This window comes from Cellulomonas sp. McL0617, assembly GCF_049994875.1.
Lineage (GTDB): Bacteria > Actinomycetota > Actinomycetes > Actinomycetales > Cellulomonadaceae > Cellulomonas.
The window spans coordinates 3,461,116-3,483,895 of record NZ_CP188256.1 but is presented as its reverse complement, the minus strand read 5'-3'; the positions used below and the strand labels follow the sequence as shown (position 1 = coordinate 3,483,895).

Below are 22,780 nucleotides of genomic sequence, written 5' to 3'. Positions count from 1 at the left end.
CGAAACGGAAGACCCGACATGGCACAGCTCCTCTACCGGCTGGGACGGTTCTCGTACCGTCGACGCGGTCGCGTCGTCGCGATCTGGGGCGTGATCCTGGTCCTGCTCGGCGTCGGCGTGGCCACGCTGGCCGGCTCGACCAGCGACAACCTCACGATCCCGGGCACCGAGGCGCAGCAGGCGCTCGACGACCTGAAGTCCGACTTCCCGGCCGCCTCCGGCGCCACCGCGACCCTGATCGTGCAGGTGCCCGAGGGGCAGCAGCTCGACGAGGCGACGCTCGCGCCGGTGCTCGCGGACGCGGCGAAGCTGCCCGAGGTCGTCGCGGTGGTCGACCCGACGCAGTCGCACGCGATCAGCCAGGACGGTCGCACCGGCCTGGTGACGGTCGCCTACGCCACCTCGCTCGACGGAATCTCGCAGGACGCGAAGGACGCGTTCGACGAGTTCGGCGCGTCGGCCACCACCGACTCCCTGAGGGTCGTCTCCGGTGGCGAGCTCTCGCAGGCGCCGCCCGAGGTCGGCGCGACCGAGGGCATCGGCGTGGTCATCGCGGCCGTCGTCCTGGTCATCACCTTCGGGTCGCTCATCGCCGCCGGCATGACGCTGCTCACCGCCCTCGTCGGTCTCGGCGTCGGCATGTCCGGCCTGCTGATCCTCACCTCGGTGGTCGACATCACCTCGACCGCGCCGATCCTCGCGCTCATGCTCGGCCTCGCGGTCGGCATCGACTACGCGCTGTTCATCAGCTCGCGGCACCGCAACAACCTTGCCGACGGGCTCGATCCCGAGGAGTCGGTCGCCCGCGCCGTCGCGACGGCGGGCTCCGCCGTGACGTTCGCCGGGGCGACGGTCGTCATCGCGCTCGCGGGTCTGTCGATCGCCGGCATCCCGTTCCTGTCGGTCATGGGCTTCGCCGCCGCGGGCACCGTGCTCACGGCGGTCATCGTCGCGCTCACGCTGCTGCCCGCGCTCCTGGGCTTCGTCGGCAAGAAGATCCTGCCGCGCAAGCAGCGCACCGGGACCATCACGCCGAACGCGCAGGACGGCGCCGGATTCCGCTGGGCCCGCGTGGTCACCCGGTTCCGCACGCCGATCGTCGTCGTGGGCGTCCTCGGCCTGGGCGCCCTGGCGATCCCTGCCGCCCAGATGCACCTGGCCCTGCCCGACGGCGGCACCGCTCCCGCGGACAGCCACCAGCGCATCGCCTACGACCTGACCGCCGAGGCGTTCGGGCCGGGCGTCAACGGACCGCTGATCGTCGTCGTCAAGGGCGACTCGGCCGACGCGACGACCCAGCTCGCGGGCAAGGTGACCAGCGCCGTGCAGGGTCTCGACGACGTCGTCGCCGTGCAGCCCGGCCAGGTCAGCGAGTCGGGTCAGACCCAGCTCATCACGGTGATCCCGAAGAGCAGCCCGAGCTCCGAGGACACCGCGCAGCTGGTCACCACCATCCGCGACACGGTCGCGCCGCTGACGGACGGTACGGACCAGAGCGTCGCCGTCACGGGTACGACCGCGATCGGCGTCGACGTCTCGGCCAAGCTGGCGGGCGCGCTGCCGATCTACCTGGCCGTCGTGATCGGCCTGTCGTTCCTGCTGCTGCTCATCGCGTTCCGTTCCTGGATGGTGCCGCTCAAGGCGGCGGTCGGCTTCCTGCTCACCATCGGCGCCACGTTCGGCCTCGTGGTCGGCGTGTTCCAGTGGGGCTGGGCGAGCTCGATCTTCGGCATCGACAACCCGGGCCCGCTGGTCAGCTTCCTGCCGATCATCATGATCGGGATCCTGTTCGGGCTGGCCATGGACTACGAGGTGTTCATCGTGTCCCGGGTGCGCGAGGAGTTCGTGCACGGCAGCCACGCCACCGAGGCGACCATCGCGGGTGTCGGTCACGGCGCGCGCGTGGTCACCGCGGCGGCGCTGATCATGGCGTCGGTGTTCGCGGGTTTCATGCTCGTCGACGACCCGACCATCAAGGCGATCGGCTTCGGCCTGGCAGTCGGCGTGCTGATCGACGCCTTCCTGGTCCGCATGACGATCGTGCCGGCCGCGCTCGCACTGCTGGGCGACCGCGCCTGGCGTCTGCCGCGCTGGCTGGACAAGGTCACGCCGAAGGTGGACATCGAGGGTGCGAACCTGCGCCTCGCCGACGAGCCCGAGCTCGTCCCGTCCGGCTCGCGCTGATCCGACCCTGACCCGTTCCCGGGCGGCACCCTCTATGGGCGCCGCTCGGGTGGGACGGTCTCAGGCTCACCCGGGGCGTGGGCCCGATGGTCCGCGGTGACCGTGCGCGACGCGACGAACGCGAACAGCAGGCCGATCCCTAGCGCAGTCGCGTGACCGAAGTCCGTGAACGTCAGGTCGATCACGCCCGGCAGCAGCCAGTAGAGCGCGGTCGGGATCATGTACCACCAGCGCCACCGTCGCGGTACGGCCAGGACGAGGAACCCCATCGCCCCGGCCATCACGTAGCTGACCCCGACGTCCGTCGCCCGGGATACCGACTCGTCGATGACGCCGTGGGAGATCCCGGAAGCCAGTGCGAGGGCCACGACCATGCTCGCGCCTACGTGCCCGCTGAGCCCGACTGCCAGCGACGCGAGCCTCCCGACGAAACGTTGCAGGTAGGCCAGCACCACCAGCAGCGGCGCCACGAGGTAGAGCCCCCACATGCTCGACACCACCAGAGCGCTCGCGAGCATCGCAAGCACCGGCTCGGCGCGCAGGCTGACCAGGTTGGTGCTGACCCGGCTCAGGATCTCGGCCTGCCGTTCGGGTGTCTGCAAGAACACCCACGTCGTCACCAGCGTCACGGTCACGCAGTAGGCGATCGCGAGGTCGGCACGTCGTACTGTCCGCCAGACGTCCCGGGCCACGGCGGAGATCATGACGGTCACCGTACAACTGCGACCCAGGCGGCATACGCTCCAGACGTGCCCGTTGCCGGTGTGGACCCGACCGCCCTCGACCCCGTGTCGGCCGGCTGGCTGGGCTGCCTCGACCAGGCCGCGCTCGACCGCGCCGGCTGCCTCGACCGTCTGCACGGGCTCATGACCCGGGTCGCGCGCCGGGAGCTCGGGCGCCGCGCCGCGCAGATCGCCGTCTCCGGTCCGGAGCTGGACGACCTCGCCGTGCAGTCCGCGGGGGACGCGATGCTGGCGGTGCTGGCCAAGCTCGACCAGTTCCGCGGCGAGAGCCGGTTCACCACCTGGGTGTACAAGTTCGTCATGTTCGAGGTGTCGGCCAAGGTGGGCCGGCACCAGTGGCAGCACCAGGCGCCGTCGCCCACCGAGGTCGACTGGGAGCGGCTGCCTGACCGGATCGGCCTGGACCCGGAGGAGCACGCGGTGCAGCGCGACCTGGTGCGGGCGCTGTCCGACGCCGTCGACCGCGACCTCACCGAGTACCAGCGGACGGTCTTCGTGCAGGTCCTCCTCGACGGGGTGCCGCTGGAGGCCGTAGCGCAGGGGCTCGGGGTCAGCCGCAACACCGTCTACAAGGCGCTGTTCGACGCCCGCCGCAAGGTGCGGTCGGCACTGGTCTCGAGCGGGTACCTGGGGGTGGCCGGCGCATGAGCGACTGGACCCGGGTCGAGCACTTCCTGCACACGGACCCCCAGGACGTCGGGTGCGACGAGGCGATGGCCGTGCTCGAGATCTACGCCGAGCTGACCCACACGGACCCCGCCGCGGCGCGCCTGCGGTACCCCGGCGTCGCCGTGCACCTGTCGCAGTGCGGGCCGTGCGCCGAGGACCTCGCCGGGTTGCTGCGGGCTCTCGTCGCGGACGAGGCAGACTCCTAGGAATCTCGAGGTAAGAACCGACGCTGCGCCGACGCAGATGAGATGTCCGATGTTTCTCGATCAGAGAAGAAGGCCTCTCATGAAGCGCATCACCCGCCTCGGCGCCGTCGTCGCCGTCGCTGCCGTGTCCGTCCTGGCCACCTCTCCGGCGTTCGCGAGCGTGCCCGCGCACCACGGACCGGCTACCTCCTACGTGTACGTCCCCACGAACGACCCCGCCGGCAACGTGGTCCGCGTCCTGGCTCGCGCCGCCGACGGCTCCCTGTCGGTGGCGGGCTCCTACGCCACCGGCGGCGTGGGCGGCGCCCTGACCGGCGCGGTCGTCGACCGGCTCGCCTCCCAGGGCTCCGCCGTTCTCGACAAGCCCACGGGCCTCCTGTACGTCGTCAACGCGGGCTCGGACACCGTGAGCGTCTTCAGCACGCAGGGCGACGCGCTGCGGCTGCGCGACACGGTGGCCACCGGCGGCGACTTCCCGGTGAGCGTGGCGGTGCACGACGCGCGGGTCTACGTGCTCAACGCGCGCGGCGGTGCGTCGGTGCAGGGCTTCCTCCGGCTCGGAGCGCACCTGGTGACCGTGCCGTCGTGGCACCGCGACCTCGGCCTGGACCCGACCGCGACCCCCGAGTTCACACACACGCCGGGCCAGGTGGCGTTCACGCCCGACGGACGCTCGCTGCTGGTCACGACGAAGGCCGCGAGCAACGCGATCGACGTCTTCACGTTCGGTCCGCTCGGCCGCCCGTCGGCCGCACCGGTGGTGGCGTCCCTGCCCGGCAAGGTGCCCTTCGCGCTCGTCTTCGACCCGAGCGGGAACGCCGTGGTGGCCGAGGCGGCAGGCAACGTGGCGACGTTCCGCGTGGCCGGCAACGGTGCGCTGACCCAGCTGGCCGAGCAGCCGACCGGGCAGGCCGCGACCTGCTGGATCGCCGGTTCGGGCGCTGCGGTGTGGGCCTCGAACGCCGGGAGCGGGAACCTCTCGGGCTTCACCGTGAGCGGTGCGGGCGCACTGACGACGACCGGCCTGACCGGCACGCTGCCGGGGACCGTCGACGCCACGGTGAGCGCGGGCGGCCGGTACCTCGACGTGCAGACCGGTGCGCAGGGCACGGTCGACACCTTCCGGATCGGTGCCGGCGGCGCCCTGACGGCGGTCGGCTCGGTCGTCGTGCCGGGAACCGTCGGCGGGGAGGGCATCGCGTCCTCCTGACCCTGTCCCACGGGACGAGCGACGGCCCGGGGCGAACACGCCCCGGGCCGTCGCTGCATCGGCTGCCGAACGCGCGTCCAGAACCCTTCCCGTTCACCCGCACGACCGCTACGGTTTCCGTTGTTAGGCACGTTCATGACGAGCGATATCTGCTCCCCCGGCACCACACTGCAACGAATCCGCTCGGTAAACCCCGCCCGATGCGACGACGCCCGGGCCTGTGCCTTTGCGAGGTTTCGTGTCTGCTCCCATCACCGACTCCGCTCCTCTGGGATTCCCCGAGACCGGCAAGGGCCTCAAGGGCGGGGCGCTGGGGCTCGTCTCCAGCGTCGTCGTCGGCACCGCGTCCACCGCGCCCGCCTACTCGTTGGCCGCGAGCCTCGGGTTCGTCGTCGCGGGGGGCGGCGCGATCCTGGCCGGCGTCAAGGCGCCAGCCATCATCCTGCTCGCATTCGTCCCCATGTACCTGATCGCCGTCGCCTACCAGGAGCTGAACAAGGCCGAGCCCGACTGCGGCACGACGTTCACCTGGGCCACGCGGGCGTTCGGCCCGATCACGGGCTGGCTCGGCGGGTGGGGGATCATCGCCGCCGACGTCATCGTCATGGCCAACCTGGCCCAGATCGCCGGCGTGTACACGTTCACGTTCCTCGGCGAGCTGGGCTGGGACGCGGCCGGCAACCTGGACTCCAGCACCGCGTGGACGACGGCCGTCGGGCTGCTGTGGATCGCCGTCATGACCTACATCTGCTATCGCGGCATCGAGGTCTCCGCGCGCATCCAGTACGCGCTGCTGTCCATCGAGGTGCTGGTCCTGATCATGTTCGCCGTGGTCGCGCTCACCAAGGTGTGGACCGGCAACGGCGAGGACGGCTCGATCACGCCGCAGTGGAGCTGGTTCTGGCCGGGCGGTCTCGACCTGTCGACGGTCATCGCACCGGCGTTGCTCACGGCCGTGTTCATCTACTGGGGCTGGGACACCGCGGTGTCCATCAACGAGGAGTCCGACGACCCCGCCAAGACCCCCGGCCGCGCCGCGATCCTGTCGACCGTGCTCCTGCTGGTCACCTACCTCCTGGTGTCCACGGCGGCCGTCGCCTTCGCGGGCGTCGGCACCACGGGCATCGGCCTGGGCAACCCCGACAACGCCGACGACATCTTCGCGGCGATCGGGCCGGCCCTGTTCGGCGACTCGGCGATCGGCCACATCGCGCTGCTCCTGCTCGCCGCGTCGATCCTCACGTCGGCGTCGGCCTCCACGCAGACGACGATCCTGCCGACCGCCCGGACGTCGTTGTCGATGGGCGTCTACAAGGCGATCCCGACGTCGTTCGCCAAGATCCACCCGAAGTACCTCACGCCGACCGTCTCGACGGTCGTGATGGGGCTCGTCTCGATGCTGTTCTACCTGATCTTCACGCTGATCAGCCCGGACCTGCTGGGCGCGCTGGTCGGCTCGGTCGGCCTGATGATCGCGTTCTACTACGGCCTGACCGGCTTCGCGTGCAGCTGGTTCTACCGGCGGACGCTGCACCACACCCGTCGCGACTTCTTCATGCAGGGCGTGCTGCCCTCGTTGGGCGGCCTGATCCTGCTCGCCGCCTTCGTCTACGCGCTGAAGTCGTACGCGGCGCCCGACTGGCTCCAGGGTGCCGACGGCAACAACGTCACGATCTTCGGGATGGGTGCGGTCGCCGTGGTGGGCGTCGCCGCGATCCTCATCGGTCTCGTCCTGATGGTCGTGTGGTGGATCCGGCAGCCGGCGTTCTTCCGCGGCGAGACCCTGCCGATGCGCGGTGCGCACGACCTGGTGCTCGCCGGCGTCGCGATGGACCCGCTGGCCAACTTCCGGCTCCCCGACTCGGGGCTGCCCGACATCCTCATCGCCCCCGACATGTCCAACCTGCCGCCGGGTGCCACCGCGATCACGACGACGGGCGCGGAACCACCCGCCGTCGAGCGGGAGGGGGAGCCGCCGCCCGCCTAGCCGACGAGGGCGACGAGCCGCTCGATCAGCTCGCCCTGGCCGGTCACCACCAGCCCCACGGCCTCGGCGGGCGCGAACCAGGCCACCCGGTCGATCTCGGGCACCTGGATGCGACGACCCGACCGCGGCGGCCACTCGATCTCGACCGTGTTGCTCACCGCGGCGGCCGCGTCGAAGTCGCCCTCGCGCGCCCACGCCGTCACCGCCTTGCCCGACTTCTGCCGGATGGTGCCCAGCTCGAGGTCGGGGTGGTCGGTGGGGGGCGGCGGCGAGCCCAGCTCCTCGGTGAACTCGCGCAGCGCGGCTGCGTAGGGAGCCTCGTCGGGCGCCGGTTCGCCTTTGGGGATCGTCCAGGCGCCGGCGTCCTTGCGCGCCCAGAACGGGCCGCCCATGTGCCCCAGGAGAACCTCGATGCCGTCGCCGTGCCTGCGGAACAGCAGAATCCCTGCGCTGCTCGGTGCGGTCACCGCTCCAGCATGTCAGGCGTGGGGGTGCAACCTGGCCGTCTCCGCGCCGAGCATGAGCTCGAGGACGTGCAGGCGACCCCGGGCCCGGGCCGTGGCGGCGTCGTCGTGCTGGCGACGGACCTCGTCGTACTCGTGGTGCGCCTTGGCGGTGGCGCTGGCGAGCTCGAACCAGCTGGCGTGCTCGTGCTCCGCACGCACCTGCGACTCCAGCCCCGGATCCACCTGGAGCTGCACGTCGGTGACCGTCATCTCGACCCCCTCGTCGTTCCCTGACACCCCCCCATACTTCGGCCGATCGGCCGTGGAAGCGCACCGACACGCGCAAGTTTCGCCCGGTAGGCCCATGCCAGACCGGCACGAACCACCACCGTCGGCCGTGCGGGAGTCCTGCTCTGGCCCCGTGGCACCGCCGACCGCGGGATCACCCGCCCCGGCCGGGCCCCGCCTCGCGCACCGGGTTAGCCTCCGAGGATGGGGCACCGCAGCCGCATGCAGTCGGTCGAGCTCCTCGACGAGGTCCGCCCGCCGGACGAGCCGTCGTCGAGGGCCGCCGACGGGGCGCGCAGCCGGCGCCTCCGCATGCTCTGGCCCGTCGCCGCGGCGGTGGCGCTGGCACTCGTCGGCACCCAGGCCGTGATCGCCGCCCGCGACCGGAGCGCCACGGGCCGTATCCAGGCGCTGCCGGGGGTGGTGCGGGGGATCGGTCCCGACGTGTCGCCCCTCTGGCAGGTCGACGAGCGTGACGCCGACTACCTCGATCGCTCGGTGACCGTCGACGGGACCGTGATCGGCGTCCGGACTGCCCCCGACGGCTCGCAGCGCATCGAGGCGCGCGACGTCTCGACCGGCAGCGGCAGGTGGTCGGCACCCTTACGCGGACCGGATCCCGAGCTCGCCCTGCGCGGCGGTGCGGCCAGCCGCAGCCTCTGCCAGAGCGTCCCGACGGCGCCCGGGGACCACGCCGCGCTCGTCGCGTGCCTCGGCTCGGACGCCGCGGTCAGCGTCGGCCGCAGCGGACGGACCACCTACGTCCGCGCCCCGGTGCGGTCGCACGTCGTCGTCATCGATACCGCCGACGGACACGTCGTGGCCGACCAGCCCGCGCCGGCCGCGATCGCGTTCACCACGCTCCCGGGCCTGGTCGTGCTCGGCACGCCCGCCGACGACGGCCACGCCGCGCTGACCGCCCAGGACCCCCTGACCGGTGCGCGGGCCTGGCGCTTCGTGTCGCCCGCGCCCGACATCGCACCCGCCGGGGACGTCGCGGGCTTCCGGCTGTTCCGCCTGGGCGACGAGATCGGCCTGCAGGAGGCGAACCGGCAGGTGACGCTGCTGTCGGCGGCCGGTGGCGTCGCGCGGGCGCGCACCCGGGTGCTCGACGGAACGCCCGTGGTCGTCGGCTCCGACCGGCTCGAGCTGCTCTCGGGGTTCGCCGAGGCACGACCGCTCACGACGATCGTGCGACCCGGCCGGCCCGACGCGTACGTGCCGGGATACCTGCTGGCACGGTCGGTCGACGACGGCAGCCTCGGGAACGTCGAGATCACCTACGGGTCGCTCGTGCAGGCCTGGGACTCGAGCTCCGGCAAGCTGCTGTGGCAGGCGGACGGCCCTGTCGCGGGACCGGCCGTCGTGCTGCGCGGGCTGGTGTTCTCGATGGGCTGGTCCGGTGCCGGTGAGGTGCGGGCCTTCGACGGTCGGACGGGCGCACTCGTCTGGAGCGTGCACGTCGGCTCCTACGACGAGACCCAGACGCTCCTGACGGACGGGACGTCGATCGTCGTCGCCAACGCGCCCGCGCCCGGAGAGGGGTCGGGGACGATCGAGGGGTTCGCGCTCGACACCGGGGTTCGGCTCTGGACGACCAGGACGACCGCGCTGCTGGGCACGCTGACCGTGCGCGGGCACGTGCTCGTCTCGGCGTCCGCCGCCGCGTCCGTCGTCCTCGGCAGCCTGAAGGACGAGCGTGTCGGCGTCGCTGGGCCGTAGCGTCTCGCCCATGGCGAACCTCACGCAGACCCTGACCAGCGGCGCCCCCCTGCGACGCGTCGAGGCCTACAGCGACGGTGTCTTCGCGATCGCAGCGACGCTCCTCGCCCTCGGTGTCGGCACGGACGCGATCGGGTCGGTCACCACCGACCAGGACCTGTGGGCCGGGCTCACAGCCCAGTCGACCGCGTTCCTCGGGATCGTCATCGCGTTCCTGGTGCTCTGCAACATGTGGGCCATCCAGGCGCGGCAGATCGGCTCGCTGACGCTGGTCTCGTCGCGACTCCTCGTGTTCAACGCCCTGCGTCTGCTCGGCGTGATCTTCGTGCCGTTCGTCACGAGCGTCGCGACGCACTACGACGACCTCACCATCGGACGGCTGCTCATGCCGCTCGACATCTTCTGGATCGTCTTGTTCGGGGTGCTCACCGGCTGGCACGCCCGCTCCGCGGGTCTGGTCGGCGAGGAGCGCACGGACCGCCCGGGGGTGCGCACCGACCTGTTCACCATCGGCCTCGCCGCAGCCGTCGTGGTGCTCGCGCCGTTCGTCGGCCTGTGGGCGTTCGCGCTCTTCGCGCTCGAGGCCCCGCTCCTGCGGCTGTTCCGGTTGCCCCGACGATGACCCGCCACGCCATGCAGGACGTCGAGCTGGAGGATGCTCGCCCGGCCGTCGCGCCGGTCGCCGGACCTCGCCGGCCCCGCGTCCGCTGGTGGTGGTTCGGAGCCGTCGCCGTGGTCGCCGCCGTGGCCCTCGTCGGCGCCCAAGGCGTGCTCGACGGCCGTGAGCGGGCCGCCGCGGCCCGTTATGCGGCCGTGCCGGGCGTCGTGGCACCCGTCGGCCCCGGGGTCCGGGTGGTGTGGCGGCCGCCGGACGCGCTGGCCGGGCTCGTGCTCGGTGGCGTGGTGTCCGACGGTGAGCTCGTCGGGCTCGAGGTGGCCGACGACGGCTCGCAGGCGGTGCTCGCGCTCGACCAGCGCACGGGGCACGTGACGTGGTCGAGATCGATGTTCGGACCGGATCCCTCGCGCGCGCTCTCGCTCGACCGCCCGGTTGCCGGCCGGTGCGCGCGCGCCGCCGAGCATGAGGTCGCGTGCCTGGTCAGCAACGGTTTCCAGCACGTCGACAGGGCCGGAAGCCCCGCGGTCGTCCCGGCGACGATCACACGGGTCGTCGTCCTGGACACGCGCGACGGTCGCGTCCTGGCCGACCACGCGGCACCGCGGGCCACGTCCATGGCGGTGCTCCCGGGCCTCGTCGCGCTCAGCGCACCGGGGCAGGGCGTGACCGGTCAGGACCTGCTGACCGGTGCCGAGCTCTGGCGGTACGTGCCGCGGAGCGCGGGGGCGGACCTGAGCGAAGCGGCCTTCACGTCGGCGGTGCAGGTGTTCGCCGCCGGCGACGTCGTCGGGGTCACCAACCCCGGCTGGTCGGTCGCGCTGCTGGACGCCTCGGGCAACGTCGTGCGAACCCCCATCCCGGCGATCGCCGGCTACCGGTACGACGCGACGACCGGCGTCCTGGCGCTCCTGAGCACCACGCAGTCGGGCCAGGTCCGTTCCACGCTGGTCCGCTCCGGCCGCCGTGACGTCGACCTGGCGGGCAACTATCTCGACGTCGTCGTCGACGACGGCAGCGTGCCCGACCTCGCGCTCACCTCCGACTCGTCGGTACGGGGCTGGGACACCAGCACGGGCAGGGTCCGGTGGACCACGAACGAGACCGCCACCGGGTCCGCGCTGATCCTGCGGGGCCGCGTCTACGTGCCGACCATGACCGGGACCGTCGCCTTCGACGGCCGCACCGGGGCGGTCGTCTGGCGTACGACCGTCACCCCCGGGCACGTGCCCGGCTCCCTGTCGACGGACGGCAGCTCGATCCTCGTCGCCGACCAGCCGGTTGCCGGGCAGGAGCGCAGCGAGCTCCTCGCGTACGGCGTCGACGACGGCCGCCTGCTGTGGCAGGCCCCGCTGCCCGCCGGCATCCGGTCCAGCACCTCGGTCGGACGGGTGCTGCTCGGCCTGACGACGGACGGCGTGGCCGTTCTCGGCTAGGTCGCGGGTCGCCCACCCCGTCAGTGCGCCCCGGTGTGCTCCGCGGACGCGAACCGCGCCTGGCCGGGCTGCACCAGACCGAGCTGCGCGGGCACCGGTCGGCTGACCAGGTTGAGGGCCCAGTCGGCAGCGATGCGGGCGCGGTTGGCCATCGAGGGGACCGCGTACAGGTGGTAAGCCTTGGCGACGACCTTCGCGGGCAGCCCCGTCAGCGGGATCCCGAGCGGGCGGGCGACCGCGCTGCGTCGCCCCAGGTCGGCCACGAGTCCGAGGTCGTGGTGCCGGTACTCGATCGGCTGGCCGTACCCGAGGCTCGCGGCGATGTTGTGCCCGAGGACGACGCCCATCCGCTGCGCGTGCTGCGCGGTCGGTGGGTAGGCGCGGTGCTGCTTGTCGTACGGGTCGGGCGCGGACGCCGAGTCGCCGGCGGCCCAGACGTCGGCCTCGCCGGGCACGCGGAGCTGGGCGTCGACGACGAGTCGGCCGCGCTCGACCGTGTCGCCGAGCGTCCCGACCAGCGGGGGAGGCGTGACGCCGGCGGTCCAGAGCACGGTGTGGCACGGGATCGTCTCGCCGTCGGACAGCGTGACGTGGTCGGACGCGACCTCCGTGACCGACGTGCTCAGCCGGACCTGCATGCCGCGCGCGCGGATCTGGTCGAGCGCGAACTCGCCCAGGCGCGGACCGAGCTCAGGCAGCACGGCCGGCGCGACGTCGACCAACAGCCAGGTGACGTCCTCCGTCCGCAGCCGCGGGAAGCGGTCGAGCTGCGCGTTGGTCATGACCTGCAGCTGCGCGGCCGTCTCGGTGCCGGCATACCCCGCGCCGACCACGACGAACGTCAGCCGGGCGCGCCGCTCGCCCAGGTCGGTGGTGGCGTCGGCGATCTCCATCTGCCGCAGCACGTGGTCGCGGATGTAGACCGCCTGCACGAGGGTCTTCAGGCCGAGCGCATGGTCCTCCATGCCGGGCGTCGGCAGCCGCCGGGTGACCGAGCCGACGGTCATGGCCAGCCGGTCCCAGGGCAGGACCAGCGGGTCGGCGAGGTCGCAGGCGACATCGATGGTGCGCTTCGTGGTGTCGACCGACTCCACCAGTCCCTGCACGATCCGCGCCCTGCGCAGGGCCGAGTGCAGCGGGATCGCGATGCGCCGGGGGTCCAGGCGCCCGGCGGCGACCTCGGGCAGCAGCGGTGAGTAGCAGAGATGGTCCGTCGCGCTCACGATCGTGAGGTCGGCCGCCCCCGCAGGGATCAGCCGCTCGAGGGTGCGGGCCGCGAAGAAGCCGGCGAACCCGCTGCCGACGACCACCACGCGCGGACGTGCGCTCATCCGTTTGTCCCTTCCTGCCGGACCCCCACGTGGACCGTATCCGGTATGTCACTTTCTTGCGCACCCCGCTAGCCTCGCGTTGTGGTCGCCACCGACGTCGGTCGGCGTCGTGATGCGCCTCCTCCCGTCGCCTGGCCCTGGGTGCTCTGTGCCGCGAGCCTGCTGCTCGCGGTGCTGGTCGCGTTCTCTGCCCGGTACGGACCGCACCGCGACGAGCTCTACTTCCTGGCCGCGGGCCGCCACCTCGCATGGGGCTACCCCGACCAGCCGGTGCTGACGCCGCTGATCGCGCACCTCGCGGACGTCGTCGCACCCGGATCGCTCGTGGCCCTGCACCTGCCGTCGGCCGTCGCCATGGCGGTGGTCGTCGTGCTGTCCGCGCTCATGGCCCGCGAGCTGGGCGGCCGGACGGGGGCGCAGGTGCTCACGATGGTCGCGACGGGGACCGGCGTGGTGACCGTCTTCGCCGGACACCTGCTGTCGACGACCTCCATCGACACCCTGTTCTGGGTGGCCATCAGCTACGCGGTCCTGTGGACCCTGCAGCGGGACCGCCCGCGCGGCTGGCTGGTGGTCGGTGCTCTGGCCGGGCTGGCGCTCGAGGACAAGAACCTCGTCGCGTTCCTGCTGGGCGCGATCGTGGTCGGGATCGCACTGACGCCCTCCGTGCGGCACCACCTGCGTTCCCCGTGGGCCTGGGGCGGGGTCGCGGTCGCGCTGGCCCTGTGGGTGCCCAACCTGGTGTGGCAGGCGCTGAACGGCTGGCCGCAGCTGACCCTCGCCGCCGACATCCACGACGAGTACGGCGCGCTGGGCGAGCGGCTGACGTTCGTCGCCCTGCTGCTCGTCCAGTTCAGCCCGGCCACCGCCGCCGTCTGGGTCTACGGCCTCGTCCGGCTGTTCCGGAGGCCTTCGCTCGTGCGGGCGAGGGCCCTGGCCTGGGCGTTCGTGGTGCTCGTCGCGGTGTTCCTGCTGACCGGCGGCAAGGCCTACTACGTCGTCGGTGCCGTGCCGGTGCTCATCGCCGCGGGAGCGTGCGGCCTGGCCGAACGAGCGAGCCGGCGCTGGCTCGTGGCGGCCGGCGCGGTGCTCGCGCTCAGCGGGATGGTCGTCTGGCCGTCGGCCCTGCCGATCCTGTCCGAGCGGGCCTTCGGTCAGTCGCTCTACGTCGACATCAACCAGGACCAGGCCGAGATGATCGGCTGGCCGGCCCTCGTCGCGACGGTCCGGTCCGCGGTGTCGTCGTCCGGGGCCACGCTCGCCGTCACCCGGAACTACGGCGAGGCCGGCGCGCTCGAGTGGTACGGCCTCGACGTCCCGGTCTACAGCGGGCACAACGGCTACGCGGCGTGGGGTCCGCCGCCCGGGTCGGGGGGACCGTTCGTGCTCGTCGGCTACGACTCCGCGCCGTCCTGGGCCGTCGGCTGCCGGGTGGTGGCGCGCGTCGACAACGGCGTCGACCTCGACAACGAGGAGCAGGGTGGCGCCGTCCAGGTGTGCGACGCGCCGGCCGGCACCTGGCAGTCCGTGTGGTCCGAGGTGACGCACCTGTCCGCGTAGGTCTGCCGTGCGAGCCGCACCCGATGATCGTCGACTGCATCAAACTTGCTCTCGCAACGTAAGTTCTTGCAATTTGTCATTCGGTCTTGTCTTACCATTTGTCCAGTACCTACGGTGTGTCCCGACATGCGGTGCGGGCTCCCCAGCCCGGCGCCGTCCCGGCTGCGCAAGGAGGCGCTCCCGTGAGGAACCCCGTTCGTCGCACTGTGTATGCGGTCCCCGCTCTGCTCGCCGCACTCGCGCTGGTCGTCCCCGCGAGCGCCGCGTCCGCTCACCCGGCTCCCCCCGCCCCGGCCACGCCCACCCCGGTCACCCGCGCCGCGCTCGACCCGTCACTGTCGACGGGCCGCGGCGCCGACCTCGGGTTCATCGAGCAGGAGGCCGAGAGCGCCGCCACCAACGGGACCGTGATCGGCCCCGACCGGAACGCCTACACGCTCCCCGCCGAGGCGTCCGGCCGAAAGGCCGTCCAGCTGACCCCCGGTCAGTACGTCGACTTCACGCTGCCCAAGGCCGCCAACGCGGTGACCGTGCGGTACGCGCTCCCAGACGCACCGACCGGCGGCGGCCTCACCGCGTCGATGCCGATCACGGTCAACGGCAAGCGCGCCGGCACCGCGGCGCTGACGTCGCAGTACTCGTACCTGTACAACCAGTACCCGTTCTCCAACGACCCCAACGCGGGCCTCCTGCACCCGGACTGGTGGATCACCGAGTGCGGTTGCGTGCCGGCGGCGACCACCCCGACGCCGACGATCACGACGCCGTACCGTCCCATGCACTTCTACGACGAGCAGCGGGTGCTGCTGGGCCAGACGTACAAGGCCGGGTCCGTCGTGCGCCTGACCGCGCCGGCGGGCGTGGCGTGGACCGTCGTCGACCTGCTCGACTCGGAGCTCGTCGGCCTGCCGACGATCAAGCTGAAGGCCGCGAACGTGCTGCTCTTCGGCGCCGACCCGTTCGGTCGCAAGGACTCCGCCGACGCGTTCGACAAGGCGATCGCGCTCGCCAAGAAGGCGCACCTGCCGGTCTACGTGCCGCCGGGCGTCTACCAGGTGAACCGCCACATCATCGTCGACGACGTCACCATCCAGGGCGCCGGCAGCTGGTACACGATCATCCGCGGGTCGCAGGTGTCGCTGGCGACGCCCGCCCCCGACGGCTCCGTGCACACGGGCGTCGGCTTCTACGGCAAGGATGCCTCCGTCGGCGGCAGCCACAACGTGCACCTGTCCGGGTTCACCATCCAGGGCGACGTGCGTGAGCGCATCGACACCGACCAGGTCAACGGCATCGGCGGCGCGCTGAGCGACTCGACGATCGACGGCCTGTACATCGAGCACACCAAGGTCGGCATCTGGCTCGACGGGCCGATGAACAACGTGCAGATCAGCAACTCGATGATCGTCGACCAGATCGCCGACGGCGTGAACTTCCACACCGGCGTCACCAGCTCCGGTGTCCGGAACACCTTCGTCCGGAACACCGGCGACGACGGCCTGGCCATGTGGTCCGAGCACACCGGCAACACGGGCAACACCTTCGATCACGACACGGTCCAGACGCCGACGCTCGCCAACGGGATCGCCATCTACGGCGGCACCGACAACACGGTGTCCAACAACCTGATCGCCGACCCGCTGCGCGAGGGCTCGGCCCTCCAGGTGGGTTCGCGGTTCGGGTCGGAGGCCTTCACCGGTCACCTGTGGATCACCAACAACACGACGGTCCGGTCCGGCACCTTCGAGCTGAACTGGAACATCGGTCTCGGCGCCATCTGGTTCTACGCGCTGGAGAAGAACATCGACGCGGACATCGAGGTGGTCGGCGACAACTTCCTCGACAACACCTACAACGCGATCATGCTGGTGGCCGACTGGCCCGTGAAGGACCTGTACAAGATCACCAACGTCCACTTCCAGGACATCCACGTCGACGGGACCGGCACCTCCGTGCTCAGTGCACGCGTGGCGGGTTCGGCGACCTTCCAGAACGTGGACGCCCGCAACGTCGGTGCCGTCGGCATCAACAACTGCGGCTCGTTCAACTTCCCGCCGACGGGGTCCGAGTGGTCCTCCGTCGACCTCGGTGGCAACGACGGCGGCGGCACGACCGGCCCGTGGTTCGCGCCGTGGGAGCTGCCCAACACCATCACCTGTGACGACCGTCCCGCGATCGTCGTGCCGCCGGCTCCCTCGGCCTGGTGATCCCGGGTGGGGTGACGGCGGCGCCCCTCGGCCGCCGTCACCTCATCCCCCCAGCCACCGGTGGCGGGTCCGCATCGCTCGCCACCGGTCGGTGTGTGATCCGGCCCCGACACGCGCTGGGTCCGTCCCTGAATCGGGTGGCGCACCGACATCGGGAGAGCCGGTGCGCCACCCACTCTTTCCGCGCGGCAGTCGTCGTTCTCCGCCGGTCGGCCCCCCGTGCGGGCCGGTGCCCCGAGGAGCTACCGCGCGACGATCGTCCAGCCGTGCGGCTCGACCTCGCCGGCACCGGCACCGCCGCTCGCCAGGAGCACCTCGCCGGCCGGCACCGCGAACCCGTCGTCGCCGAGGTTCAGCGCGACCGCGATCGCGTGGTCGGTGCCCTCGTCCCCGTCGACGGACTCGTAGACGAACCGCGTGTTCGTCAGCTCGACCTGCGTCGTGCGTGCCCGGTGCAGCCAGGGGTGCCTGCGACGGAGACCGATCAGGTCCTGGTGCAGCCGCAGGATCCGCGCTCCGCGCTCGTCGGGCGCGCTGCCCGGATCCCCGAACTCCGGCCGGATGGCGTCGTCGCCCCCGGCGCGCTCCTCCTTGACCCCGGTGTAGCCGAGCTCGTCGCCCGCGTAGACCGACGGCGTCCCGCCCACGGTGAACAGGACGACGAGCGCGTGGGCGAGGTGGCGCGGATCGGTGATCGTGCTCGCGATGCGCGTCACGTCGTGGTTGCCGACGAAGGTCAGGGGCACGAACGTCTCGAGGAACTCGTCGTGACGCGTGAGCGACCAGGCCAGCTCCCAGAGGTTGGCATCCTCGATCGAGCTCCAGATCGCCTTCCACAGCTCGTACTGCGTGAGGGAGTCGACCCCCGACGCGGTGACGAACCCGGCGTAGTCGCCATGGATGACCTCCGCGACGATCCACGCGTCCGGGTGCTCGGCGCGCACGCGCGGCAGCACCTGTGCCCAGAAGGTCGTGGGCACCGCGTAGGCCGCGTCGAGGCGCCAACCGTCTGCGCCGCGGTCGAGCCAGTGGTTCATCACGCGTGCCACGTAGTCGACGACGGACGGGTGCTCGTGGTCCAGCGTCACGAGCGCGTCGTGGCCCTCGAAACCGACGAAGTCGGTCGGGCCGCCTCCCTCCGCGCGTCTCAACCACACCTCGTCCTGCGAACGGCCCTGAGCAGCCTCGACCGACCGGCGCGCGATCTGCGAGCTGCGGCCGACATGGTTGAACACCCCGTCCAGCAGCACCCGAAGTCCCCGCCGATGCGCCTGCGCGACGAGCTCGTCGAAGTCGTCGTCGGTGCCCAGCCGCGGGTCGATCTGCAGGTGGTCGATCGTGTCGTAGCCGTGCGACTCCGACGCGAACACCGGACCGAGCGCGATCCCCGACGCCCCCGTCGCGATGACGTGGTCGAACCAGCCCACCATGCGCAGCAACCGGTGCTCGTCGGGTGTCGGCGGCGTGCCGGCGACCGTCGCCGGATACGCACCCACGAACCCGAGCGGGTACGCGTGCCACCAGATGGCGTGCCGCACCCAACCGGGCTCGTTCGTCACCGAGGGTGCGGCCGGCTGCCCGCCCGGACTGTCCGACGCGGCATCCGACGCGTGTTCGGTATCGCTCACCGTTCCAACCTATGGCGGCACGCCCACATCCGGACCGTGGAGCCGGCACCATCGTCGAGTTGCTCGTCGTGGGCTGCAGCCGTGACCGGTCAGCGGATCGCGTCTGACCTCAGGCGGGTTCCGGCGGGCCGAGGCGCGGGTACCTCTTGCGGAGCACGGGAGGGGCGGCCCACCACCACGACTCCGCCAGGTGGGCTCCGAGCGTGGGCGCGTCGACCGTCGCGAGCGTGATCAGGACCAGGTTCGTCCCCGCATGGTGGTCGGTCGTCGAGTACAGCTCCGGGAGCTGCTCGACGAGCGCGAGCCGCTCACCGTCGTCCTCGACCCGAACCGTCAGCCGCTCGTCGTCCCACATCCTCGCGACCATGTTCCGGTGGAACCACGCCGGCTGACCCCAGCTCGAGCGCTCGGTGACCTCCGGCAGAGCCAGGGCCGCCCTGCGTGCATCGCCCTCGTCCATCCCGCCATCCAATCGCCATCCACCCACACAAGACGTCAGAACGGTGGTTCGTCGTTGCCGTTGACGGTGGTGTGTGGGTGGTGGGTCAGCGCGTGGAGGTCGACGAGGACTGGGGTGGGGTCGCGGGTGAAGGTGATGCCGTCGGCGGAGGTCCAGGTGGTGACCCCTGTGTGGGCGTTGCGGTGGACCTGCCAGTGTTTCTTGGTCTTGGCGTTGTGGTGATGCCGGCACAGGGCGTGCAGGTTGTCGGGGTGGGTCTGGTCCGCGGCCGGTTTCTTCGGGTCGAAGGGCACGATGTGGTCGACGTCGCTGCGGGTGGCGGGTTGTCGGCAGCCGGGGAAGGTGCAGGTCACGTCGCGGGCGATGATGGTGCGGGTCAGGTCGGTGCCGGGCCGGTAGCGGATCGTCCCGGCCTCACAGACCAGCCCTGTCGCGGGGTCGGTCAACAACCTCCGCCAGGTGCCGTCCTGGGCGAGCTCACGGGCCATCCCCGCGGTGATCGGCCCGAAGGAGTCCAGGAACCCGGGGTTGTTGTCCAGGCCGGCCAGGGTGGTGGCGGCCACGGTGACCCCGACACTGACGGGCTGCCCGTGCCGGCGCGGCACGCCCGTCCCGCTCGGGGTGGTCCCGGTGGTCACGATCGAGGTGAACACGTCACTGAACGCGTCCGCGCGACGCTGGTCCACGCTGCGCTGGTCCCCGGGGATCCGGGTGGTGCCGGCGAGGGCGTCGAGGACCGTGAACGCCAGGACCGCGTCGGGGGCGGGCAGGTACGCGGACAACCACGCCATCCCGTCCACCGACGGGCTCAGGGACACCGCCCGGTCCTGGCGGGCCGCCTCCCGGCGCCTCTCGGCGGCTGCCGGGTCGCCCGCGATGACCAGGGCGCGCACGTGCCGGGCCAGCTGCGGGCCCGTCATCCGCGCCGCCGCGCCCACCCCGACCGCGATTGCCGTGTCCCGCCCGGACGGGTCGGCGACCATCACCTCACCCATCAGGACGTCGACCTTGCGGGCATCCAGCACCCCGGCGGCCCAGGCGTCGTGCACCGCGGGATACCGGCACGCCAACGAGGCACGCGCCATCAACAGCTCCGCGGCCCGACGGGTGGTGACCAGGGCGCACGCGAGCAGGTCCGGCACCGGGGACGGGTGGGACGGGCGCCGGACCTCCCGCTCGCGGATCGCGACCGCCTGGGCGGCCTGCACCGCGCGCAGCAGCTGCTCGAACCCCTCCACCACCGACAACACCCACCCACGGACAGGTCCGCCAGCTCCACCCCGTCCAACAGGGACGCCAGGTCCAGGATCGAGGCAGCCGGCACCGGGAACTCCGGCAGGTCACGCATCGAGGACGGCGCAGTCGTGGCGTTCTCGTCGTCCATCGTCGCCACCCTTCCTCGTCCGCCGGATCGATCCGTTCGAACAAGTGTACGATCGACCACTGGCACCGCGACGGCCCAGCACCCACCTGTGGACAACCGGCGCGGACGACGAAGAACGGGCTGAGCGCGGTGATGGTCCGGGAGATCGACTGGTCGAAGTGGCAACGCACGCCACGGGGCTGGGTGCGCGTCCCGCCCGCGGGCTGCCCTGCCGGGCACCGGTGGACGACGAGCGGGCCGGGCCGGCCGTCGGAACGGTTCGTGACGTGCGGCTGCACGGTCGACCGTCATCACACCCTCTGGGTGTGCCCGGCCTGCGGCATGCACTGCGCCGAGGGGTGCACGGACACGGCGAAGTGGGCGGGGACGACCGTGTCGTCGGGGATCGTCGGGAACCGACGAGGCATGGTCTGAGCGAAGCCGGTCAGGGCGTCGGCGTCACCGCACGAACCATCGCGCGACCCACGCGGCGGGCGTCGCGGGTCAGGGCCGTGCCGACGATGACACCGAGCGCGATGGAGAACAGCGCCAGGACGGTGTCGATCACGTCGGTCGCACCGGCCTCGACACCCGTCGCCAGCTCGGAGACGCCCCGGAACCCGAGCGCGCCGGGGAGCAGGAGCCAGAAGGCGGGCAGCATGGTGACGATCGCGGGCGGGCCGGTGCGGGCCCGGGCGATGGCCTGCGAGACGGGCACCAGCACGAGCCCGCCGACGAACCCCGACAGCTGGGGCGAGAGCAGGACCAGACCGACGGTCTGCGCGGCGAAGGCGGCGTACAGGGCGAGCAGGAGCCACCAGAACGACCCGCGGGGCGGCGACGAGAAGTACCGGTGCCCGACGGCGACGAACAGCACGCCGACCCACGCGGCCCACGACCCGAGCAGCGGGGAGGTGCTGGTGGTGGAGAACGGTCCGGCGACGGTGACCGCGGCGACCACCCCGAACGCGAGCAGCAGCAGCTGCGCGATCCCGTAGACCAGCCGCGACGCCCCCGCGATCACCTGGTTGCTGGTCAGCTCCATCGCCGCGACGGTCAGCACGGCGCCGGGCAGGAAGCTGACCAGCGGCGGCGCGAGAAGCCGGATCGGGTCGGTGTCCAGGGCGGGGGCAACGACGGTGATCGTCGCGAGGCTGACCAGGAACGCGGCGACGACGGGCAGGGCCGTCGAGAGCGTCGGCCACCGGTCGGCGAGCAGCCGCAGGAGCCCGACGAGCGCGCCCATGACGACGTAGGCGGGCAGCGCGTCGACCGCCGGGTAGAGGATCAGACCGAACCCGACGGTGAGCAGCGCGTGCCCGAGCACGACGGCGAGCGGCCCGTACAACGGCGGCATCGCGAGGATCTGGCGCAGCCGCACGCGCGACTCCGCGAGGTCCGCGGTGCCGGTGGACAGGTCGCGGACCAACCGGTCGACGGCGCCGATCTGGTGCAGCGGAAGCGTGGTCTCGGTGTCGGGACCCGTGAAGTCGCTCTCGGGGCCTTCGGCGGTCTCGACGTGGATGAACACACCCGTCGGCAGCACGAGCGTGCGGACCTGGTCCGCGCCGTACGCCTGCGCGATGTCCCCGATCTGCTGCTCGGTGTCCATGACGGACTGTCCCGACGAGAGGAGCGCCGCCCCCAGCTCGCGCAGGAGCGGCACTAGGTCGGCGGGCACGGTCGGCAGCTCGCCGGGCTCCTCGATGACCCCGGGGGGCGGTGGCTCGGTCAGCGCCCGGATCGCCCGCCGCAGCCGGCCGCCCAGGTGGACGCCGTGGGACGCGGACGCGGTGCGCAGCGGGGAGGAGTGCGGGGGCGAGGACGACGGCGGCAGCGCTGTCATCGCGTACCGGGGTGCGCGTCGAGACGCGCGTCGACCTCGGCCATGCGCAGACCCGCGATCCGGCGGACCGTCTCCTCGCTCAGCGGCGAATCCGCGCCGAACTGCAGGGTCGCCCCCGACAGTCGACCCTCGGGCAGCGAACCGGCGAGCGACCGTGCGAGGGGTGGGCTCATCAGGTGCAGGCTGCAGTGCGCCTTCGCGACGGACAGCGCGACGAGCCCGGTCCCGCGGTAGGTGATGGTCGGCACCCGGTAGGAGATGATCTGGCCCGCGTCGGGAACGGCGTCCACCAACCGGTCCCGGACCACCCGCAGCGCCGCGCCCTGGTCTGCCGGAACGGCAGCGAGGTACTCGTCGACGGTCGCGGCCGGATAGCCCTCACGCGGCATCTCGCCACCTCCTACGGCCGATCGTACGGATCGTGGGCGCGCAACGACACGAACTCGTCCGTGGCGAGCAGGCGCAGGGCGAGACGCGTCCACGCGGGCACCAGGCGCGCACCTTCCGAGCCGTGCAGCCGCACCGGGTCGGACAGGACGAGCACCCGACGACGCCGGACCAGCCGAGCCGGTCGGCCCGCCTCGATGTTCTGCAGCCACTGCACGCGCGGCCCGTACGTCAACGCGATCGTGATGCGCGGACCCGCCGGGAACGCCATCACGGGCGTGTGGAACCGCCGGCCGGTCGACCGGCCCTCGTGGTGCAGCGTCGCGAGCGGGGGCAGGTCGTCGGAGAGCAGCCCGAGGAGCGGGTTGGCCACCCGCCGGTTCACGCGCGTGATCCACAGCGGGAGCGGCATGGTGCGGAGGTTAGGGCCGATCGCGGCCGCCCGCGACCGTTGGACACCCGCGGTCTTGCCCAGCGGGCCCGAGTTGCCG

Annotated in this window: 20 protein-coding genes; 10 read left to right on the top strand and 10 right to left on the bottom strand. The window is 72.1% G+C overall.

The features are described from left to right. The first annotated feature begins 18 nt into the window (after nt 1-18). The gene (locus ACPPVS_RS15815; RefSeq protein WP_426593188.1) at nt 19-2,184 is read left to right on the top strand and encodes an MMPL family transporter; all 2,166 of its coding nucleotides are present in this window, start codon (nt 19-21) and stop codon (nt 2,182-2,184) included. A 32-nt stretch (nt 2,185-2,216) separates the two neighbouring features. Here the strand turns inward: ACPPVS_RS15815 and ACPPVS_RS15810 are convergent, their stop codons facing one another. Continuing rightward, complete coding sequence (locus tag ACPPVS_RS15810; RefSeq protein WP_426593187.1) at nt 2,217-2,888, bottom strand: rhomboid-like protein; 672 nt, start codon at nt 2,886-2,888, stop codon at nt 2,217-2,219. A 45-nt stretch (nt 2,889-2,933) separates the two neighbouring features. On the opposite strand from ACPPVS_RS15810, the gene ACPPVS_RS15805 reads away from it, so the two are divergent. The 4 genes from ACPPVS_RS15805 to ACPPVS_RS15790 all read left to right on the top strand — a co-directional run bounded on the left by ACPPVS_RS15805 (nt 2,934) and on the right by ACPPVS_RS15790 (nt 6,999). Further along, entirely contained in the window at nt 2,934-3,575 is a 642-nt protein-coding gene (locus tag ACPPVS_RS15805) for an RNA polymerase sigma factor (RefSeq protein ID WP_426593186.1), read from the top strand. Next, entirely contained in the window at nt 3,572-3,802 is a 231-nt protein-coding gene (locus ACPPVS_RS15800) for a hypothetical protein (RefSeq protein ID WP_426593185.1), read from the top strand. Before ACPPVS_RS15805 ends, ACPPVS_RS15800 begins: the two co-directional genes overlap by 4 nt. A gap of 79 nt (nt 3,803-3,881) precedes the next feature. Beyond that, nucleotides 3,882-5,012, top strand: a complete 1,131-nt coding sequence (locus ACPPVS_RS15795; protein ID WP_426593184.1) for a lactonase family protein — start codon at nt 3,882-3,884, stop codon at nt 5,010-5,012. A gap of 238 nt (nt 5,013-5,250) precedes the next feature. Then, nucleotides 5,251-6,999, top strand: a complete 1,749-nt coding sequence (locus ACPPVS_RS15790) for an APC family permease (RefSeq protein ID WP_426593183.1) — start codon at nt 5,251-5,253, stop codon at nt 6,997-6,999. Here ACPPVS_RS15790 and ACPPVS_RS15785 read toward each other — a convergent pair. Further along, the gene (locus tag ACPPVS_RS15785; RefSeq protein WP_426593182.1) at nt 6,996-7,466 is read right to left on the bottom strand and encodes an NUDIX domain-containing protein; all 471 of its coding nucleotides are present in this window, start codon (nt 7,464-7,466) and stop codon (nt 6,996-6,998) included. The two genes, ACPPVS_RS15790 and ACPPVS_RS15785, sit on opposite strands and share 4 nt — an antisense overlap. A gap of 12 nt (nt 7,467-7,478) precedes the next feature. After that, nucleotides 7,479-7,715, bottom strand: a complete 237-nt coding sequence (locus ACPPVS_RS15780; RefSeq protein ID WP_426593181.1) for a hypothetical protein — start codon at nt 7,713-7,715, stop codon at nt 7,479-7,481. 222 nt (nt 7,716-7,937) lie between these two features. Here ACPPVS_RS15780 and ACPPVS_RS15775 point away from each other — a divergent pair, with 222 nt between their 5' ends. The 3 genes from ACPPVS_RS15775 to ACPPVS_RS15765 are packed head-to-tail and all read left to right on the top strand — an operon-like array spanning nt 7,938 to nt 11,507. Further along, nucleotides 7,938-9,455, top strand: coding sequence for a PQQ-binding-like beta-propeller repeat protein (locus ACPPVS_RS15775; RefSeq protein WP_426593180.1), 1,518 nt, complete (start codon nt 7,938-7,940; stop codon nt 9,453-9,455). Nucleotides 9,456-9,465: 10 nt separating this feature from the next. After that, on the top strand, nt 9,466-10,077 hold the full coding sequence (locus ACPPVS_RS15770; protein ID WP_426593179.1) for a TMEM175 family protein: 612 nt from the start codon (nt 9,466-9,468) through the stop codon (nt 10,075-10,077). Further along, entirely contained in the window at nt 10,074-11,507 is a 1,434-nt protein-coding gene (locus tag ACPPVS_RS15765) for a PQQ-binding-like beta-propeller repeat protein (RefSeq protein ID WP_426593178.1), read from the top strand. Before ACPPVS_RS15770 ends, ACPPVS_RS15765 begins: the two co-directional genes overlap by 4 nt. A 20-nt stretch (nt 11,508-11,527) precedes the next feature. Here the strand turns inward: ACPPVS_RS15765 and ACPPVS_RS15760 are convergent, their stop codons facing one another. Continuing rightward, nucleotides 11,528-12,838 (bottom strand): NAD(P)/FAD-dependent oxidoreductase, encoded by a 1,311-nt coding sequence (locus ACPPVS_RS15760; RefSeq protein WP_426593177.1) that lies wholly within the window; start codon nt 12,836-12,838, stop codon nt 11,528-11,530. A gap of 81 nt (nt 12,839-12,919) precedes the next feature. Here ACPPVS_RS15760 and ACPPVS_RS15755 point away from each other — a divergent pair, with 81 nt between their 5' ends. Further along, nucleotides 12,920-14,398 carry an ArnT family glycosyltransferase gene (locus tag ACPPVS_RS15755; protein WP_426593176.1) on the top strand — a complete coding sequence of 493 codons (1,479 nt, stop codon included), beginning with the start codon at nt 12,920-12,922 and terminating at the stop codon, nt 14,396-14,398. A 182-nt stretch (nt 14,399-14,580) separates the two neighbouring features. Further along, entirely contained in the window at nt 14,581-16,605 is a 2,025-nt protein-coding gene (locus ACPPVS_RS15750; protein ID WP_426593175.1) for a glycosyl hydrolase family 28-related protein, read from the top strand. Nucleotides 16,606-16,847: 242 nt separating this feature from the next. Here the strand turns inward: ACPPVS_RS15750 and ACPPVS_RS15745 are convergent, their stop codons facing one another. From ACPPVS_RS15745 to ACPPVS_RS15720, 6 genes are all read right to left on the bottom strand, one after another. Then, entirely contained in the window at nt 16,848-18,164 is a 1,317-nt protein-coding gene (locus ACPPVS_RS15745; RefSeq protein ID WP_426596001.1) for an alpha-amylase family glycosyl hydrolase, read from the bottom strand. Between the two features lie 178 nt (nt 18,165-18,342). Then, complete coding sequence (locus ACPPVS_RS15740) at nt 18,343-18,693, bottom strand: MmcQ/YjbR family DNA-binding protein (RefSeq protein ID WP_426593174.1); 351 nt, start codon at nt 18,691-18,693, stop codon at nt 18,343-18,345. A gap of 35 nt (nt 18,694-18,728) precedes the next feature. Further along, a complete protein-coding gene (locus ACPPVS_RS15735; RefSeq protein ID WP_426593173.1) occupies nt 18,729-19,934 on the bottom strand; it encodes a DUF222 domain-containing protein in 1,206 nt (401 codons plus the stop codon). A 567-nt stretch (nt 19,935-20,501) separates the two neighbouring features. Beyond that, nucleotides 20,502-21,902 (bottom strand): threonine/serine ThrE exporter family protein, encoded by a 1,401-nt coding sequence (locus ACPPVS_RS15730; protein WP_426593172.1) that lies wholly within the window; start codon nt 21,900-21,902, stop codon nt 20,502-20,504. After that, nucleotides 21,899-22,291, bottom strand: coding sequence for an iron chaperone (locus ACPPVS_RS15725; protein ID WP_426593171.1), 393 nt, complete (start codon nt 22,289-22,291; stop codon nt 21,899-21,901). Before ACPPVS_RS15725 ends, ACPPVS_RS15730 begins: the two co-directional genes overlap by 4 nt. An 11-nt stretch (nt 22,292-22,302) precedes the next feature. Then, nucleotides 22,303-22,701, bottom strand: a complete 399-nt coding sequence (locus ACPPVS_RS15720) for a nitroreductase family deazaflavin-dependent oxidoreductase (protein WP_426593170.1) — start codon at nt 22,699-22,701, stop codon at nt 22,303-22,305. Nucleotides 22,702-22,780: the final 79 nt, after the last annotated feature.

What these genes read in the sequence shown, in the direction of transcription:
- ACPPVS_RS15730 (WP_426593172.1), bottom strand. Translation starts at nt 21,902, where the DNA reads ATGACAGCGCTGCCGCCGTCGTCCTCGCCCCCGCACTCCTCCCCGCTG.
- ACPPVS_RS15725 (WP_426593171.1), bottom strand. Translation starts at nt 22,291, where the DNA reads ATGCCGCGTGAGGGCTATCCGGCCGCGACCGTCGACGAGTACCTCGCT.
- ACPPVS_RS15775 (WP_426593180.1), top strand. Translation starts at nt 7,938, where the DNA reads ATGGGGCACCGCAGCCGCATGCAGTCGGTCGAGCTCCTCGACGAGGTC.
- ACPPVS_RS15740 (WP_426593174.1), bottom strand. Translation starts at nt 18,693, where the DNA reads ATGGACGAGGGCGATGCACGCAGGGCGGCCCTGGCTCTGCCGGAGGTC.
- ACPPVS_RS15780 (WP_426593181.1), bottom strand. Translation starts at nt 7,715, where the DNA reads ATGACGGTCACCGACGTGCAGCTCCAGGTGGATCCGGGGCTGGAGTCG.
- ACPPVS_RS15795 (WP_426593184.1), top strand. Translation starts at nt 3,882, where the DNA reads ATGAAGCGCATCACCCGCCTCGGCGCCGTCGTCGCCGTCGCTGCCGTG.
- ACPPVS_RS15815 (WP_426593188.1), top strand. Translation starts at nt 19, where the DNA reads ATGGCACAGCTCCTCTACCGGCTGGGACGGTTCTCGTACCGTCGACGC.
- ACPPVS_RS15765 (WP_426593178.1), top strand. Translation starts at nt 10,074, where the DNA reads ATGACCCGCCACGCCATGCAGGACGTCGAGCTGGAGGATGCTCGCCCG.
- ACPPVS_RS15810 (WP_426593187.1), bottom strand. Translation starts at nt 2,888, where the DNA reads ATGATCTCCGCCGTGGCCCGGGACGTCTGGCGGACAGTACGACGTGCC.
- ACPPVS_RS15800 (WP_426593185.1), top strand. Translation starts at nt 3,572, where the DNA reads ATGAGCGACTGGACCCGGGTCGAGCACTTCCTGCACACGGACCCCCAG.
- ACPPVS_RS15720 (WP_426593170.1), bottom strand. Translation starts at nt 22,701, where the DNA reads ATGCCGCTCCCGCTGTGGATCACGCGCGTGAACCGGCGGGTGGCCAAC.
- ACPPVS_RS15760 (WP_426593177.1), bottom strand. Translation starts at nt 12,838, where the DNA reads ATGAGCGCACGTCCGCGCGTGGTGGTCGTCGGCAGCGGGTTCGCCGGC.
- ACPPVS_RS15770 (WP_426593179.1), top strand. Translation starts at nt 9,466, where the DNA reads ATGGCGAACCTCACGCAGACCCTGACCAGCGGCGCCCCCCTGCGACGC.